The following is a 17,102-nucleotide window of genomic DNA, read 5'->3' as shown; positions in this document are numbered from 1 at the left end:
CGAAAAGCAGTAGGTCATAATTGCTTGTGAATGTGAACGCGTTCACAAGCGTGTCCCGGTTGCGCCTGTGTTGGGTGTGACAAACGCGCTCAAACCGCCGCCGACGACGACGGCGATGTGGCGATGTGGCGATGTAAGGAGAGTGACGACGTGGACATGGCTCTGGCGCCGGAGACGCTGGCGCGGTGGCAGTTCGGCATCACGACCGTCTACCACTTCCTGTTCGTCCCGCTGACGATCTCGCTGGCCGCCCTCACGGCCGGGCTGCAGACCGCCTGGGTCCGCACGGAGAAGGAGAAGTACCTCAGGGCGACGAAGTTCTGGGGCAAGCTGTTTCTGATCAACATCGCGATGGGTGTCGTCACCGGCATCGTGCAGGAGTTCCAGTTCGGTATGAACTGGTCCGACTACTCCCGCTTCGTCGGTGATGTCTTTGGTGCCCCACTCGCCTTCGAGGCGCTGATCGCCTTCTTCTTCGAGTCCACCTTCATCGGCCTGTGGATCTTCGGCTGGGACAAGCTGCCCAAGAAGATCCACCTGGCCTGCATCTGGATGGTCTCGATCGGCACCCTGCTGTCGGCGTACTTCATCCTCGCCGCCAACTCCTGGATGCAGCACCCCGTCGGCTACCGGATCAACGAGGAGAAGGGCCGCGCCGAACTCACCGACTTCTGGCAGGTCCTCACCCAGAACACCACCCTGAACCAGGTCTTCCACAGCTTCTCCGCGGCCTTCCTCACCGGCGGCGCCTTCATGGTCGGCATCGCCGCCTTCCACCTGATGCGCAAGAAGCACATCCCGGTGATGCGGACCTCGCTCCGGCTCGGCCTGGTCACCCTGGCGGTCGGCGGCATCCTCACCGCGGTCAGCGGCGACACCCTCGGCAAGGTCATGTACGAGCAGCAGCCGATGAAGATGGCCGCCGCCGAAGCCCTGTGGGACGGCGAGGAACCCGCGCCGTTCTCCGTGTTCGCCTACGGGGATGTCGACAAGGGGCACAACAAGGTCGCCCTGGAGATCCCCGGGCTGCTGTCCTTCCTCGCACACAGCGACTTCGAGTCCTACGTGCCCGGCATCAACGACACCAACAAGGACCTCCAGGAGAAGTTCGGCCCCGGTGACTACAAGCCCATCGTCCCGGTCGCCTACTGGGGCTTCCGCTGGATGATCGGCTTCGGCATGGCGTCCTTCTCGCTTGGCCTGCTCGGCCTGTGGCTGACGCGGAAGAGGTTCCTGCTGCCGGCCGCCCTGCGAACCGGGGAGAACGAGGTCCCGCATCTGGTGCTGCTGAAGCAGCCGCTCGGGGCGAGGCTCTCCCGGATGTACTGGCTGCTGGCGGTGTGGACGATGGCGTTCCCGCTGATCGCCAACTCGTGGGGCTGGATCTTCACCGAGATGGGACGGCAGCCCTGGGTCCTCTACGGCGTGATGCAGACCCGGGACGCGGTCTCCCCCGGTGTCTCCACGGCCGAGGTCGTCATCTCGATGTCCGTCTTCACCCTGCTGTACGCCGTCCTGGCGGTCATCGAGGTCAAGCTGCTCATGAAGTACGTCAAGGCGGGTCCGCCCGAGCTGACCGAGGCCGACCTCAATCCGCCCACGAAGATCGGTGACGATCTCCGTGACGCCGACAAGCCGATGGCCTTCTCGTACTAGGCCGAGGGAGCTGCACAGTCATGGAACTGCACGACGTCTGGTTCGTTCTGATCGCCGTCCTGTGGACCGGCTACTTCTTCCTGGAGGGCTTCGACTTCGGGGTCGGTGTGCTCACCAAGCTGCTCGCCCGGAACCGGGCCGAGAAGCGGGTGCTGATCAACACCATCGGGCCCGTGTGGGACGGCAACGAGGTGTGGCTGCTCACGGCGGGCGGTGCGACCTTCGCCGCCTTCCCGGAGTGGTACGCCACGCTCTTCTCCGGGTTCTACCTCCCCCTGCTCGTCATCCTGGTCTGCCTGATCGTCCGCGGCGTTGCCTTCGAGTACCGGGTGAAGCGGCCCGAGGAGACGTGGCAGCGCAACTGGGAGACCGCGATCTTCTGGACCTCGCTCATCCCGGCGTTCCTGTGGGGCGTGGCCTTCGGCAACATCGTCCACGGCGTGGAGATCGACCGGGACCTGGAGTACGTCGGTTCCGTCTGGGATCTGCTCAACCCCTACGCCCTCCTCGGCGGCCTGGTCACCCTGACGCTGTTCACCTTCCACGGCACGGTGTTCACGGCGCTCAAGACCGTCGGTGAGATCCGTGAGCGGGCGCGGACCCTGGCGCTGCGGGTCGGTCTGGTCACGGCCGTGCTGGCCCTGGTCTTCCTCCTCTGGACGCAGGCCGACAACGGGGACGCCAAGAGCCTGGTCGCCCTCGTGGTGGCCGTCGCCGCCCTGGTCGCCGCCCTGATGGCGAACCAGGCCGGGCGTGAGGGCTGGTCGTTCGCCCTGTCCGGCGTCACCATCGTGGCCGCCGTGGCGATGCTCTTCCTGACGCTCTTCCCGAACGTCATGCCGTCCACGCTCGACGCGGACTGGAGCCTGACCGTCACCAACGCCTCGTCCAGCCCCTACACCCTGAAGATCATGACCTGGCTGGCCGTGATCGCCACGCCGGTCGTCCTGCTCTATCAGGGCTGGACGTACTGGGTGTTCCGCAAGCGCATCGGCACCCAGCACCTCGCCGACGCCGCGCACTGAGTCCAGTGGGGTGCGTTTCACGTGAAACGCACCCCACCGGACAGGAAGGCCTGTTTCACGTGAAACCCATCGATCCACGTCTTCTGCGGTACGCCCGCGCCACCCGGCTCTTTCTGGCGGCCGTAGTCGCCCTGGGCGCCGTCGGCGCCGGATTGCTCGTCGCGCAGGCGATGCTCATCGCCGAGGTGGTGGTGGGCGCCTTCCAGCACGGCACGCCGGCCGCCGGACTCCGTACGCCGCTGCTGCTGTTGGTCGCCGTCGCCTGCGGCCGTGCCCTGGTCGGCTGGCTCACCGAACTGGCCGCGCACCGGGCGAGCGCGGCGGTGAAGTCGGAGCTTCGGGGCCGGCTGCTGGAGCGGGCCACCGCGCTCGGTCCCGGCTGGCTGGGCGGACAGCGGACCGGATCGCTGGTCGCCCTGGCCACCCGGGGAGTCGACGCCCTCAACGACTACTTCTCGCGCTATCTGCCGCAACTCGGCCTCGCCGTGGTCGTGCCCGTGGCGGTGCTCGCCCGCATCGTCACCGAGGACTGGGTCTCGGCGGCCATCATCGTCGGCACCCTGCCGCTCATCCCGATCTTCATGATGCTGATCGGCTGGGCCACGCAGTCCCGGATGGACCAGCAATGGCGGCTGCTGTCCCGGCTGTCCGGACACTTCCTGGACGTGGTCGCCGGGCTGCCGACGCTGAAGGTCTTCGGCCGGGCCAAGGCGCAGGCCGTTTCGATCAAACGCATCACCGGCGAGTACCGCCAGGCCACCATGCGGACGCTGCGCATCGCCTTTCTGTCGTCCTTCGCGCTCGAGCTGCTCGCCACGCTGTCCGTGGCGCTCGTCGCCGTCACCATCGGCATGCGCTTGGTCCACGGTGACATGACCCTGTACGACGGCCTGGTCGTGCTCGTACTCGCCCCCGAGGCCTACCTGCCGTTGCGGCAGGTGGGGGCGCAGTACCACGCGGCGGCCGAGGGCCTGGCCGCCGCCGAGGACATCTTCTCGGTGCTGGAGCGTCCCGCCCCGGCGTCGGGGACCGGCCCGGTTCCGGCGGACGGTGCCCTGGCCTTCGAGGACGTGACGGTCCGCTATCCCGGACGCGCCGCGGACGCCGTCACCGACGTGAGCTTCACCGTCGAGCCCGGAGAGACGGTCGCGCTCGTCGGCCCGAGCGGCGCGGGCAAGTCGACGCTTGTCAACGCCCTGCTCGGCTTCGTGTCCCCGTCCGGGGGACGGGTCCGGGTCGGGGAGGCCGATCTCTCCTCCCTCGACCCGGTGCAGTGGCACGCCCACGTCGCCTGGGTGCCGCAGCATCCGCACCTGTACGCGGGCACCATCGCGGAGAACGTACGGCTGGCCCGGCCCGACGCCGACGACATCGCAGTACGGCGGGCACTGCGGGACGCGGGCGCCCTGGAGTTCGTGGACGCCCTGCCCGAGGGCACGGCGACCGTGCTCGGGGAGGACGGGACCGGACTGTCCGCGGGACAGCGGCAGCGGCTCGCGCTGGCCCGGGCGTTTCTCGCGGACCGGCCGGTGCTGCTGCTCGACGAGCCCACGGCCGCCCTGGACGGGGCCACCGAGGCCGAGGTCGTGACCGCCGTGCGCAGGCTCGCTGAGGGGCGGACGGTACTGCTGGTGGTGCACCGTCCGGCACTGCTGGAGGTGGCCGACCGGGTGGTGCGGCTGGACGAGCCGGCCACCGCCGCCGGGTCCGACGACGCCCCCGTGGTGCCGGGCGCCCGAACTGCCGAGGAGTCCGTCGAGGCCCCCGCGCCGGCTTCCCTCGACGCCCCGGGGTCTTCGACGGGATCCCGCGGAGGGGGTCTCTCCAGGGTCCGTGCCATGTCCGCCGCCCGGCGCGGGCGGCTAGGCCTCGCGCTGCTGCTGAGCAGCCTGGCGCTCGGCAGCGCCGTCGGCCTGATGGCCACCTCCGGGTACCTCATCTCGCGGGCCTACGAGCAGCCGCCTGTGCTGTATCTGATGGTGGCCGTGACGGCGACGCGCGCCTTCGGCATCGGGCGGGCCGTGTTCCGCTACGCCGAGCGGCTCGTGTCGCACGACGCGGTGCTGCGGATGCTGGCCGACACGCGGGTCGCCGTGTACCGGAGGCTGGAGCGGCTGTCCCCCTCGGGGCTGCGTCGCAGCCGCCGGGGCGACCTGCTGTCCCGGCTCGTCGCCGATGTCGACGCGTTGCAGGACTACTGGCTGCGCTGGCTGCTGCCCGCCGGTAGCGCGGTGTTCGTCTCCGCCGCGTCGGTCGGCTTCACGGCCTGGCTGCTGCCGGAGGCCGGCGCGGTCCTCGCGGTCGGCCTGCTGGCGGCCGGTGCCGGTGTTCCGCTGGTCACGGCTGCCGTGGCGCGGCGGGCCGAGCGCAGGCTCGCCCCCGCCAGGGGCGTGCTCGCCACCCGGGTGACGGACCTGCTCACCGGCACCGCCGAGCTGACCGTCGCCGGCGCCCTGCCCGGGCGTGCCGCCGAGGCGCGGCGGGCCGACGGCACGCTCACCCGGATCGCCTCGCGTGCCGCCGCCGCCACCGCGCTGGGCGACGGGCTCACCGCGCTCATCTCCGGCCTGACCGTCGTGGGCGCCGCCCTCGTCGGGGTCCAGGCGGTCGCCGACGGCCGGCTCGCCGGCGTGGCCGTGGCCGTCGTCGTCCTCACCCCGCTGGCCGCCTTCGAGGCCGTACTCGGACTGCCGCTGGCCGTGCAGTACAGGCAGCGCGTGCGCAGGAGCGCCGAGCGCGTGTACGAGGTGCTCGACGCTCCGGAGCCGGTGCGGGAGCCGGAGGCGCCACGGCAGGCGCCCGCCTCACCGTTCCCGGTGGTCCTCAGGGGGCTGGCCGCGCGTCACGCCGGGCAGGACCGGGACGCGCTGGCGGGGCTGGACCTGACGCTGGCACGAGGACGCCGCATCGCCGTGGTCGGACCGTCCGGCTCCGGCAAGACGACCCTGGCACAGGTTCTGCTGCGCTTCCTCGATTCGGACGCGGGCTCCTACACGCTGGCCGGTGTGGACGCCTACGCCCTGGCCGGCGACGACGTACGGCGGCTCGTCGGGCTGTGCGCGCAGGATGCCCACCTCTTCGACAGCTCGGTGCGCGAGAACCTGCTCCTGGCCAGGAAGCACGCCACCGAGGGCGAACTGCGCGACGTGCTGGCCCGGGCCCGGCTGCTGGAGTGGGCCGACAGCCTGCCCGACGGGCTGGACACACTGGTCGGTGAGCACGGCGCCCGGCTGTCCGGTGGCCAGCGTCAGCGGCTGGCCCTGGCCCGGGCGCTGCTGGCCGACTTCCCCGTCCTCGTGCTCGACGAGCCCGCCGAGCACCTCGACCTGCCGACCGCCGACGCGCTGACCGCGGATCTGCTGGCCGCCACCGAGGGCCGGACCACCCTGCTGATCACACACCGGCTGGCGGGACTGCGGGCCGTGGACGAGGTGGTCGTGCTGGACCGGGGCCGGGTCGTACAGCGCGGCACCTACGCGGAGCTGGCGGCGGTGCCGGGACCGCTGCGGGAGATGGCCGGACGGGAGGAGGCGGCGGAGCTGCTGGTGGGAGCACGGTGACCGGGTGCCCCGCCACAGCCCCGCGAGATTCCCGTGTAATCCGACTTTCCAGAACAAAAAGGTCTCATTAGGCTCGGGGCATGCCCGCAGCACCGCCCCCCGGCTCCCCGCCGCCCCGTGAGGGGGCCTCGGCCGAGCTTCTGGCACGGGTGCCGAAACTGCTGGACGCGATGCGGTCCGTCGGCAGTGGACTGGAGCTGCACTCCGCGCTGAACCGGATCTGCGAGACGGCGGCCGACCTGGCGAACGCCCGCTACGCGGCCATCGGGGTCGTCGGCGAGGACGGGGAAGGCCTGACCGACTTCGTGCACCACGGCGTCGACGAGGCGGTCGCCCGGCGCGTCGGACACCTCCCCGACGGTCGCGAGGGCCTGCTCGGCGCGCTCATCCGTGATCCGCAGCCGGCCCGGCTCACCGACCTCGCCGAAAACTCCCGCTACCGCGGCCTTCCCGGGCACCACCCGCCGACGCAGAGCTTCCTGGGGGTCCCGATCCGCGTGCAGGGCGAGATCTTCGGCAATCTCTACCTGACCGACAAGCACGCGGGCGAGCCCTTCAACGACTACGACCTCGCCATGGTCCGGGTCCTGGCCACGGAGGCCGGTATCGCCATCGGCAACGCGCGCCTGTACGAGGCCGCCCAGCAGCGGGAGCGCTGGATCGACGGGTCGGTCGCCGTCACCACCGCGCTGCTGGCCGGCGGCGACATCGACGATGCCCTCCAGACCGTCGCCGAGCAGGCCCGCCGCCTCTCCGGAGCAGCCGCCGGGATCGTGCTGCTGCCGGCCGAAGGGGGCGGCCTGGAGATCGTGGCCGTCGACGCGCCGCACCGCACCAACGCGCTCGGCAGGGTCGTAGCGCCGGAGAACGGCGTCGTCGCAGAACTCCTCGCCGGGCGGTCCGTGTTCGTGGACGACGCCGCCACCGACCCGCGCCTGGACACCGCACTGGCGCGCTCCTACGGGCCGATCATGCTGTTGCCGCTGTGCAGGGACGGGAAGGTCCTCGGGAGCCTCGTCATGCCCCGTGCCCGGGGGGATCGTCCGTTCACCCGGACGGAGCGCGCGCTCGGCGACCAGTTCGCCTCGCAGGCCGCGCTGGCGCTGACGATGGCCGACGCCCAGCGCGACCGGGAACGGCTCGCCGTGTACGAGGACCGCGACCGTATCGCCCGGGACCTGCACGATCTCGTCATCCAGCGGTTGTTCGCGACGGGGATGATGCTCGAGAGCGCCCAGCGCGGGTCGGCCGTGCCCGAGGTGCGCGACGGGGTCGGCGGGGCAGTCGACGAACTCGACGTCACCATCCAGGAGATCCGCTCTGCGATCTTCGCGCTCCAGCAGCCCGCCGAGGCACCCGCGGGACTGCGCACCCGTGTCCTGCGCGAGATCACCATGGCCGCCGTACCACTGGGTTTCACGCCCTCGCACCGTTTCGTCGGCCCGGTCGACACCGCCGTCGGCGACCTGACCGGCAAGAACCTCATCGCCGCGCTCCGCGAGACCCTGTCCAACGCCTTCCGGCACGCCCACGCCAGCCGGATCGAGGTGGTCGTGGACGCGACGTCGGCGCTGCCGGACGGCCGGCCGGGCGTGCGCCTGACCGTCGCGGACGACGGTGTCGGCATCCCCGAGGGCGGTCGGCGCAGTGGCCTGCACAATCTGGAGCGCCGTGCCGAGAGCGTCGGCGGCGCCAGTCGGCTCGGGCCGGGCATCGGGGCGGACGGCGGTGGCACGACGGTGCTGTGGGAAGCGCCGTACTGAGGTTCGCCGGCGCCGTGTTGCCCCGTGTGCAGCAGCCGCGCTGGGCCGTGTGCAGCAACGGGTCCCCCACTCGTACGACCTGAACAGGACCGTGGGCCCCGCCCCGGTCCACGATCGCTGACATGCGCTCATCCCGCCGACACCCGCTGCTCGTTCCGGCGCTGCTGTGCGCACTCGCCGTGCTCGCGGCCCGCCCAGCCGACGGCATGGACGGGGACGGCGGATCCGGCGCCGGTCTCGGCCCGCAGGTGGCGCGGCTGTACGAGGACGCGGCCGACGCCACCCGTCAGTACGAGGACGGGCGCCGTGAGGCCGAGGCACAACGGTCGAAGGCCCTGAAGGCCGAGCGACTGCTCGACGAGCAACGGCAGAAGATCGACGCCATGCACGAGGACCTGGGCCGGATCGCCCGTGCCCAGTACCGCAGCGGCGGCGGGCTCCCGCTCACCGCGCGGGTGCTCCTCGCCGACAACCCCGAGGAGCTGATGCGTGGTCAGCGGACGGTGGCCCGCGCGGACCTGGCCGTCAACAGGGCCATCGGCAAGAGCCTGCGGGCCGAGGCCCGGCTCGCCGCCGACGAGACCGAGGCACAGGAGGCCTGGCGGGCGCTGGAGAAACGCAACGCCGACCTGGTGAAACTGAAGAAGAAGATCGAGGGCAAGCTGGAAGCGGCGCGTTCGCGGCTGGACGGACAGGCGGACGCCTCCGTCGCGGCGGGCTCGTGCCCCGGCGCGATCCGCCTCGACCAGCCGGACACGCGCGTCGACGCGTCCTGGGTGGCACCGGTCGAGACCTACGAACTGTCGGCGACCTTCGGCAGCGGCGGCTCGCGGTGGGCGAACCGGCACACCGGCCAGGACTTCGCGGTGCCGGTCGGCACACCGGTGCGCTCGGTCGGCACGGGCCGGGTCCTGAAGGTGTCCTGCGGTGGGGCCTTCGGCATCCAGGTCGTCATCCAGCACGCGGGCGGCTACTACACGCAGTACGCCCATCTCGCCGCCGTCGCGGTCGACCAGGGCGACCGGGTCGGGCCCGGGCAGTGGATCGGCCAGTCCGGCAGCACCGGCAACTCCACCGGACCCCACCTGCACTTCGAGGTACGGGTCACACCCGAGATGGGCTCGGCACTGGACCCGGTGCCGTGGCTGTCACAGCGCGGGGTGCCGCTCTGAGGGCACCGCACGGGCCGCGGGAGCGGACGTCAGGGCAGGTCCGCCAGCATTTGCTCGATCACGACCGCCACCCCGTCGTCGTTGTTGGCGACCGTCCGGCCCGAGGCGGCGGCGATCACGTCCGGGTGCGCGTTGCCCATCGCGTACGACTGGCCCGCCCAGGTGAGCATCTCGACGTCGTTCGGCATGTCGCCGAAGGCGACGACCTCCTCGTGCGAGATGCCGCGCTCGGCGCAGCACAGGGCCAGCGTGCTGGCCTTGGAGACGTCCGGCCCACTGATTTCCAGCAGGGCGCTCGGGCTGGACCGGGTGACATTGGCGCGGTCCCCGATGGCGAGGCGGGCCAGCGTGAGGAAGCCGTCCGGGTCCAGCTCCGGATGGAAGGCCAGGATCTTGAGGACCGGCTCGGCGGCGGCGCGACCGCCCGGCGCCAGGATCTCCTCGGCGGGCAGGAGGTCGTCGGGAACCTCCATGTGCAGCTTCGGGTACGCCGGCTCCTGGTGGAAGCCGTAAGTCTGCTCGACCGCGTACACCGTGCCGGGCGCCGCCTCCCGCAGCAGCCGTACGGCGTCCAGCGCGTTCTGCTGAGGCAGCTCGCGGACCTTGACGAACCGGTGCGAGCCGGGGCCGCCGTGCAGGTCCACCACGGCGGCGCCGTTGCCGCAGATGGCGAGGCCGTGACCGTGGACGTGGGCACTGACCACGTCCATCCAGCGGGCGGGCCGGCCGGTGACGAAGAAGACCTCGATGCCCGCCTTCTCCGCGGCGGCCAGCGCGGCGACCGTGCGCGGGGAGACCGACTTGTCGTCGCGCAGCAGCGTGCCGTCGAGGTCGGTGGCGACGAGTCGCGGGCGGGTGGCGGCGGCCGGGGGCTCGGGCTGTCGGGTCGCTGAGGTCACCCGGTCATTGTCACGCATATGCCTGCACGCCCGTGCGCCAGTCCGCACATCTGTGAGCTACGGCTCTCATTCCTCGACGGCATTCGTTCAGCAACGGCTCTCATTCCTTCAGCTGGGCCGGTGCCTCCATGGCGATCCGCTCGAAGATCTTCTCGTCCGCGGTGAAGTCCGAGTCGGCGATCGGCCAGTGGACGACCAGTTCGGTGAAGCCCAGGTCCCGGTGCCGGCCGGCGAAGTCCACGAACGCGTCGACGGACTCCAGCGGGCGGCTGCGCTCCGGTGTGAAGCCGGTGAGCAGGACCCTGTCCAGCTCGCTCACCTCGCGGCCGATCGCGGCACAGGCGTCGGCCAGCCTGTCGCCCTGCTCCCGCAACGCCCGGTCCGACTGCTCGGGGGTGCCGTTCTCGAACAGCTTCGGGTCACCGGTGGTCACCCACGCCTGTCCGTGCCGGGCGGCGAGCCGCAGCCCCCGCGGACCGGTCGCGGCCACCGCGAAGGGCAGCCGGGGCCGCTGAACGCAGCCCGGGATGTTGCGCGCCTCGTGTGCCGAGTAGAAGTCGCCCTCGTACGACACGGCGTCCTCGGTCAGCAGCCGGTCGAGCAGCGGCAGGAACTCGCCGAACCGGTCCGCCCGCTCGCGCGGCGTCCACGGTTCCTGGCCGAGTGCCGTGGCGTCGAAGCCGGTGCCGCCCGCTCCTATACCGAGCGTGATGCGGCCGTCGGAGATGTCGTCGAGGGAGATCAGTTCCTTGGCGAGCGTCACCGGGTGCCGGAAGTTCGGCGAGGTGACGAGGGTGCCCAGCCGCAACCGCTCGGTGACGGCCGCGGCGGCGGTGAGCGTGGGCACGGCACCGAACCACGGGCCGTCCCTGAAGCTCCGCCAGGAGAGGTGGTCGTAGGTGTACGCCGTGTGGAAACCGAGCTGCTCGGCCCGTGTCCAGGTCGAACGGCCGCCTTCCTGCCAGCGGCGGTAAGGAAGGATCACGGTGCTCAGACGCAGACTCATGTCTCCGAGCCTATGCGGCCGTCTCCGGTTTCACGTGAAACACCCTCCGGGCGTCACCGTACGCGACTGCTCAGCCACGGACTGAGGAAGATCATCGGTACGTACTCCCGGTGAGTGCGGTCCCCGGGCAGCGGCACGATCAGGTGGTAGCCGGGCGGGAAGCGGCGTCCCTTGACGAAGGCACGGTCGCCGAAGACGGAGCGCAGGAATGCGGGGACCTCGTCGCGCGGGATGTCGGGGCACTCCACGTTCTCGACGGTGATCAGGGCGTCGTCGTCGGGGAAGAGCCGGACGCTCACCCGGGGAACGCCGCCGAACTCGACGAATGCCTCGTGCGGGAGGGAACCGTCGGCGTCGGTGGTCACGCCCACGCCCGCGGAACTGCGGCGGGAGGTCTGGTCGGCGCCGATGGCGTCGGTGACCTCGAGGTCCAGGCCGTACTCCTCGGCGATGGAGCGGAGGGCGGTGACGGCGGCCTGGGTGGTGGGCAGGTGTTCCATGCCTTCGATCATGCTGGGTCAGTGCGGAGCGGGAAAGCGCAGATACCGTGGCGGCACGTTCTGTGTCAGCCAGACGCCGTTCTCGCTGACGTGGAAGACGTGCCCGTCGCAGTGCATGGCGCCGGCGTCCACCGCGAGCACGACGGGCCGGCCGCGGCGGGCGCCGACCCGGGTCGCGGTCTCCCGGTCCGACGAGAGATGCACGTCGTGCCGGTTCATCGGCCGCAGCCCCTCGGTGCGGATCGCGCCCAGGTGCCGGGCCACGGTCCCGTGGTAGAGGTACGGCGGCGGCGTCGCCGAGGGCAGTCCGAGGTCCACGTCGATGCTGTGGCCCTGGCTGGCGCGGATGCGGGTGCCCTCGACGGCGAAGCGCCGCTTGTCGTTGGTGTCGACCACGTGGTCGAGCTCTTCGCGGGTGAAGCGGAAGCCGTGCGAGGCCGCCGCGGCGATCAGCGTGTCGATCTCGATCCAGCCGCCCTCGTCGAGGGCCAGCCCGATTCTCTCCGGCTGGTGGCGCAGGTGCTTCGACAGATACTTCGACACTTTCACCGTGCGTCTGTCATCCATGCGTTCCCGGCGTTGCTGGCGTTCCTCGTGTTTGTTGTGCTCCTGTTGCATGGCACCAGCCTGCCGACTGAGACACGCGTCACGCGATCGATTTTGCCGCCGAGGTTTGATCCACAGTCAAGTCCAGTTATCCACAGGCAGATTGGGGTTCCCTGTGGAAACTACAGAGGCGGTTTCACCCGGGCGAGGCGCCTCAACACCCCGGGTGCGAACCGGGACATGAGACGCGCCCCGCGTGCCTCCGGCGTCACCGGGACCACGGCCCTGTTGTGCACGACCGCCTCGAGGACGGCGTCGGCCACCTTCTCCGGCGGGTAGTTGCGCATCCCGTACAGCCGGGCGGTGCGCTGCCGCAGGCGCTTCTCCTCGTCGGCGTCGACGCCCGCGAAGTGCGCCGTCGAGGTGATGCCGGTGTTGACGACGCCGGGGCAGATCGCCGTGACGCCGATCCCCTGACCGGCCAGCTCGGCACGCAGGCACTCGCTGAGCATCAGTACGGCCGCCTTGGAGGTGCCGTAGGCCGGCAGCGCCCGGGAGGGCTGGAAGGCAGCCGCCGACGCGGTGTTGACGATGTGGCCGCCCTGTCCGCGCTCGGCCATCTGCCGGCCGAACAACCGGCAGCCGTGGATCACGCCCCACAGGTTGACGTCGAGGACCTTCTTCCAGTCCTCCGGCGTGGTGTCGAAGAAGGAGCCCGACAGACCGATCCCGGCGTTGTTCACGAGCACGTCCACCACGCCGTACTCGGCGGCGACCCGGGCCGCCAGCTTCTCCATGGCCTGCTCGTCGGAGACGTCGACGGTCTCCGCCCAGGCGGCCGGCGCACCGATCAGCCGGGACAGCTCCGCGGTGCGGGCCGCGGACTCGGCGTCCCGGTCGACGGCCACGACGCGCGCGCCGGCCTCGGCGAACGCGAACGCCGTCGCCCGCCCGATGCCGTTGCCCGCGCCCGTGATCAGCACCAACTGCCCGCCGAAGCGGTCGGCGTACCTGCCGCTCGCCGCCGTCCCGGACTGCCCGTCGTCGACGGAGGTGACGAACTCCGTGATCCAGTCCGCCAGCCGGTCCGGCCGGGTGCGGGGCACCCAGTGTTTCGCGGGCAGCGTGCGACGGGTCAGCTCCGGCGCCCACAGCTCCAGTCCGTCGTAGAGCCGCTCCGACAGGAACGCGTCGCCGAGGGGTGTGATGAGCTGCACGGGCGCGTGCGCGTAGGCGTCCTCGCGCGGGTGGCGCAGCCGGGGCCGTACGTTGTCCCGGTACAGCCACGCCCCGTGCGCCGCGTCCGTCGGCAGCGACGAGGTCGGGTAGTCGCCGCTCGGCACCTTCTCGACGCGCTCCAGGATGCGCGGCCAGTGCTTGCCGAGGGGGCCGCGCCAGGCCAGTTCGGGCAGTACGGGGGTGTGCAGCAGGTAGACGTACCAGGACTTGGCGCCCTGGCCGAGGAGCTGTCCGACCCGGCGTGGGGTGGGGCGCCTCAGGCGCTTGTTGATCCAGTGCCCGAAGTGGTCGAGGGACGGGCCGGACATCGAGGTGAAGGACGCGATGCGGCCCTCGGTGCGCTTGACCGTGACGAACTCCCAGGACTGCACCGAACCCCAGTCGTGGCCCACCAGGTGCACCGGGCGGTCCGGGCTGACCGCGTCCGCGACGGCCAGGAAGTCGTCCGTCAGTTTCTCCAGCGTGAACCCGCCGCGCAGCGGGCTCGGCGCCGTGGACCTGCCGTGGCCGCGGACGTCGTAGAGGACCACGTGGAAGCGGCGGGCCAGACGGGTGGCGACCTCGGACCAGACCTCCTTGCTGTCCGGGTAGCCGTGCACCAGGACGACCGTGGGCTGCCCGGGATCACCCAGCTCGGCCACGCACAGCTCGACCCCGCCCGTGTGCACCCGGCGTTCCCGCGCACCGTCCAGCACCGTCATCTCTCCTCCGCCCAGCGCCGCAGTCCCCACGCTCTCCCCGGGCCCCGCGAGTCGGTGACGACGAGGATCGTGCCGCAGAATCTCCCAGTTGTTAGACCAAACGTCAATAGAGCGGTGGGCGGCGGCCTCGGGGACCGCGCCGTGGCTCTCAGGTACGGCATCCCCTACGGGCCCGTACTACTCGAGTCTGACGCCAAGACGGCTCTGCGGTCTGACGACCTCAGTGGCGGCCGTCACTACTGTCATGGATGTGACTGTGATCGCGACCGAAAGCCTGAGCAAGCGGTTCCCCCGGGTGACCGCGCTCGACCGGCTCTCCGTGGACGTCGGACCCGGTGTAACCGGACTCGTCGGTGCCAACGGCGCCGGCAAATCCACTCTGATCAAGATCCTGCTGGGTCTGTCTCCCGCGACCGAGGGCCGGGCCGAAGTGCTCGGACTCGATGTCGCCACCAAGGGCGCCGACATCCGCGAGCGGGTCGGCTACATGCCGGAACACGACTGCCTGCCACCCGACGTCTCGGCCACCGAGTTCGTCGTCCACATGGCGCGCATGTCCGGTCTGCCGCCCACCGCCGCCCGCGAGCGCACGGCCGACACCCTGCGCCACGTCGGCCTGTACGAGGAGCGCTACCGGCCCATAGGCGGCTACTCGACCGGCATGAAGCAGCGCGTGAAGCTCGCGCAGGCCCTCGTGCACGACCCCCAGCTGGTCTTCCTCGACGAGCCGACCAACGGCCTCGACCCCGTCGGCCGCGACGAGATGCTCGGCCTCATCCGCCGCATCCACACCGACTTCGGCATCTCGGTCCTCGTCACCTCCCACCTCCTGGGCGAGCTGGAACGCACCTGCGACCACGTCGTCGTCGTGGACGGCGGCAAGCTGCTGCGCTCCAGCTCCACCACGGACTTCACCCAGACCACGACGACCCTCGCGATCGAGGTCACCGACACCGACGAGCACCCCGACGGCACCCGCGCGGTCCGCGACGCGCTCGACGCACGCGGAGTGACCGTCCAGGACGGCAGCGGCCTGCCCGGCGCCGGCCACGTCCTGCTGCTCACCTCGGCAGGCGAGGAGACCTACGACCTGGTCCGCGACGTCATCGCCGACCTCGGCCTCGGCCTGGTGCGCATGGAGCAGCGCCGGCACCACATCTCGGAGGTCTTCACCGACAGCGACGCAGCACGGAAGGAGGCGGTCGGCCATGGCAGCTGAACAGCCCACAGCCACGGTCCCGGGTGACCAGACCCGCATCCACAACATCGGCTACCGCAGCTACGACGGCCCCCGCCTCGGCCGCGCCTACGCCCGACGCTCGCTGTACTCGCAGTCCCTGCGCGGCGCCTACGGCCTCGGCCGCTCGGCCAAGTCCAAGGTGCTGCCGATGCTGCTGTTCGTGGTGATGTGCCTGCCGGCGGCCATCATGGTCGCCGTCGCCGTCGCCACCAAGGCCAACGACCTGCCCGTGGACTACACGCGTTACGCGATCGTCCTGCAGGCCGTCATCAGCCTCTACGTCGCGGCTCAGGCACCCCAGTCCGTCTCGCGCGACCTGCGCTTCAAGACCGTGCCGCTGTACTTCTCCCGGCCGATCGAGACCTCCGACTACGTCCGCGCCAAGTACGCGTCGCTGGCCTCGGCCCTGTTCATCCTCACCGCAGCCCCCCTGCTGGTGCTCTACGTCGGCGCGCTGCTCGCCAAACTCGACTTCGCGGACCAGACCAAGGGGTTCGCACAGGGACTCGTCTCCGTGGCACTGCTCTCGCTGCTCTTCGCCGGCCTCGGCCTGGTCGTCGCGTCGGTCACCCCGCGCCGCGGCTTCGGCATCGCGGCCGTCATCGCCGTCCTCACCATCACCTATGGCGCGGTCTCCACGCTCCAGGCCATCGCGGACGTCCAGAGCAGTTCCGGAGCCGTCGCCTGGATCGGCCTGTTCTCGCCGATCACCCTCATCGACGGAGTGCAGTCCGCCTTCCTGGGCGCCACCTCGGCCTTCCCCGGCGGGGTCGGCCCGAGCAACGGCGAGGGCGCGGTCTACGCCCTCGTCACCCTGGGCCTGATCGCCGGCGCCTACGGCCTGCTGATGCGCCGCTACACGAAGGTGGGACTGTGACCACGCTGAACATCGACCACGTCTCCCGCTGGTTCGGCAACGTGGTCGCCGTCAACGACATCACCATGACGATCGGCCCCGGCGTCACCGGCCTGCTCGGCCCCAACGGCGCGGGAAAGTCCACCCTCATCAACATGATGGGCGGCTTCCTCGCCCCCTCCACCGGCACCGTCACCCTCGACGGCCAGCCGGTCTGGCGCAACGAGGCCATCTACAAGCACATCGGCATCGTCCCCGAGCGCGAGGCGATGTACGACTTCCTCACCGGCCGCGAGTTCGTCCTGGCCAACGCCGAGCTGCACGGCCTGGGCGCCAAGGCGGCCGACGAGGCGCTGGCCACCGTGGAGATGGCGTACGCCCAGGACCGGAAGATCGCCACGTACTCCAAGGGCATGCGCCAGCGGGTGAAGATGGCCTCCGCCCTCGTTCACCAGCCCACGCTGCTGCTGCTCGACGAGCCGTTCAACGGCATGGACCCGCGCCAGCGCATGCAGCTCATGGACCTGCTGCGGCGCATGGGCGACGAGGGCCGCACGGTGCTGTTCTCCTCGCACATCCTCGAAGAGGTCGAACAGCTCGCCTGGCACATCGAGGTCATCGTCGCCGGACGCCACGCGGCCAGCGGCGACTTCCGCAAGATCCGCCGTCTGATGACCGACCGGCCGCACCGCTACCTGGTGCGTTCCAGCGACGACCGGGCCCTCGCGGCAGCGCTGATCGCCGACCCGTCGACGTCCGGCATCGAGGTCGACCTCGCCGAGGGCGCACTGCGCATCCAGGCCGTCGACTTCGGCCGGTTCACGGCCCTGCTGCCCAAGGTCGCCCGCGACCACGGCATCAGGCTGCTCACGGTCTCGCCGTCCGACGAGTCCCTCGAGTCCGTCTTCTCGTATCTCGTCGCGGCGTAGGAGGCCGAAG

At 70.9% G+C, this 17,102-nt stretch carries 13 protein-coding genes; 8 read left to right on the top strand and 5 right to left on the bottom strand.

Annotated features, from left to right (window positions below; all coding sequences use genetic code 11):
* Nucleotides 1–150 precede the first annotated feature (150 nt).
* The 5 genes from ACGH7X_RS19145 (at nucleotide 151) to ACGH7X_RS19125 (ending at nucleotide 9,176) form a co-directional block, all read left to right on the top strand.
* Nucleotides 151–1,656, top strand: a complete 1,506-nt coding sequence (locus tag ACGH7X_RS19145; RefSeq protein ID WP_399886610.1) for a cytochrome ubiquinol oxidase subunit I — start codon at nucleotides 151–153, stop codon at nucleotides 1,654–1,656.
* Between the two features lie 20 nt (nucleotides 1,657–1,676).
* Nucleotides 1,677–2,681, top strand: coding sequence for a cytochrome d ubiquinol oxidase subunit II (gene cydB, locus ACGH7X_RS19140; RefSeq protein ID WP_399886609.1), 1,005 nt, complete (start codon nucleotides 1,677–1,679; stop codon nucleotides 2,679–2,681).
* 59 nt (nucleotides 2,682–2,740) lie between these two features.
* Nucleotides 2,741–6,241, top strand: coding sequence for a thiol reductant ABC exporter subunit CydD (gene cydD / locus ACGH7X_RS19135; RefSeq protein ID WP_399886608.1), 3,501 nt, complete (start codon nucleotides 2,741–2,743; stop codon nucleotides 6,239–6,241).
* Between the two features lie 80 nt (nucleotides 6,242–6,321).
* Nucleotides 6,322–8,004, top strand: a complete 1,683-nt coding sequence (locus ACGH7X_RS19130; RefSeq protein WP_399886606.1) for a GAF domain-containing sensor histidine kinase — start codon at nucleotides 6,322–6,324, stop codon at nucleotides 8,002–8,004.
* A 122-nt stretch (nucleotides 8,005–8,126) separates the two neighbouring features.
* Entirely contained in the window at nucleotides 8,127–9,176 is a 1,050-nt protein-coding gene (locus ACGH7X_RS19125) for a peptidoglycan DD-metalloendopeptidase family protein (RefSeq protein WP_399886605.1), read from the top strand.
* 29 nt (nucleotides 9,177–9,205) lie between these two features.
* On the opposite strand, the gene ACGH7X_RS19120 is transcribed toward ACGH7X_RS19125, so the two are convergent.
* The 5 genes from ACGH7X_RS19120 to ACGH7X_RS19100 all read right to left on the bottom strand — a co-directional run bounded on the left by ACGH7X_RS19120 (nucleotide 9,206) and on the right by ACGH7X_RS19100 (nucleotide 14,067).
* Nucleotides 9,206–10,093, bottom strand: a complete 888-nt coding sequence (locus ACGH7X_RS19120; protein WP_399886603.1) for an HAD family hydrolase — start codon at nucleotides 10,091–10,093, stop codon at nucleotides 9,206–9,208.
* Nucleotides 10,094–10,175: 82 nt separating this feature from the next.
* On the bottom strand, nucleotides 10,176–11,081 hold the full coding sequence (locus ACGH7X_RS19115; protein WP_399886601.1) for an LLM class flavin-dependent oxidoreductase: 906 nt from the start codon (nucleotides 11,079–11,081) through the stop codon (nucleotides 10,176–10,178).
* Between the two features lie 53 nt (nucleotides 11,082–11,134).
* Nucleotides 11,135–11,593 (bottom strand): hypothetical protein, encoded by a 459-nt coding sequence (locus ACGH7X_RS19110; protein ID WP_399886599.1) that lies wholly within the window; start codon nucleotides 11,591–11,593, stop codon nucleotides 11,135–11,137.
* A gap of 6 nt (nucleotides 11,594–11,599) precedes the next feature.
* Nucleotides 11,600–12,148: an RNA 2'-phosphotransferase gene (locus tag ACGH7X_RS19105; protein WP_399897160.1), complete on the bottom strand. Its 549-nt coding sequence runs from the start codon at nucleotides 12,146–12,148 to the stop codon at nucleotides 11,600–11,602.
* Between the two features lie 161 nt (nucleotides 12,149–12,309).
* Nucleotides 12,310–14,067 carry an SDR family oxidoreductase gene (locus ACGH7X_RS19100; protein WP_399886597.1) on the bottom strand — a complete coding sequence of 586 codons (1,758 nt, stop codon included), beginning with the start codon at nucleotides 14,065–14,067 and terminating at the stop codon, nucleotides 12,310–12,312.
* Between the two features lie 256 nt (nucleotides 14,068–14,323).
* Between ACGH7X_RS19100 and ACGH7X_RS19095 the strand changes: the two genes are divergently transcribed.
* The 3 genes from ACGH7X_RS19095 to ACGH7X_RS19085 are packed head-to-tail and all read left to right on the top strand — an operon-like array spanning nucleotide 14,324 to nucleotide 17,092.
* Entirely contained in the window at nucleotides 14,324–15,286 is a 963-nt protein-coding gene (locus ACGH7X_RS19095) for an ABC transporter ATP-binding protein (RefSeq protein ID WP_052836930.1), read from the top strand.
* A complete protein-coding gene (locus ACGH7X_RS19090) occupies nucleotides 15,276–16,184 on the top strand; it encodes an ABC transporter permease (protein ID WP_399886594.1) in 909 nt (302 codons plus the stop codon). The genes ACGH7X_RS19095 and ACGH7X_RS19090 overlap by 11 nt, the downstream gene beginning before the upstream one ends.
* Nucleotides 16,181–17,092, top strand: coding sequence for an ABC transporter ATP-binding protein (locus ACGH7X_RS19085; RefSeq protein WP_399886592.1), 912 nt, complete (start codon nucleotides 16,181–16,183; stop codon nucleotides 17,090–17,092). The genes ACGH7X_RS19090 and ACGH7X_RS19085 overlap by 4 nt, the downstream gene beginning before the upstream one ends.
* The last annotated feature ends 10 nt before the right edge of the window (nucleotides 17,093–17,102 follow it).

This window comes from Streptomyces sp. BBFR51, from assembly GCF_044591655.1.
In the GTDB taxonomy this organism is placed as follows: domain Bacteria; phylum Actinomycetota; class Actinomycetes; order Streptomycetales; family Streptomycetaceae; genus Streptomyces.
The sequence above is the reverse complement of the archived record's forward strand: the minus strand, read 5'-3'. Positions and strand labels throughout refer to the sequence as shown.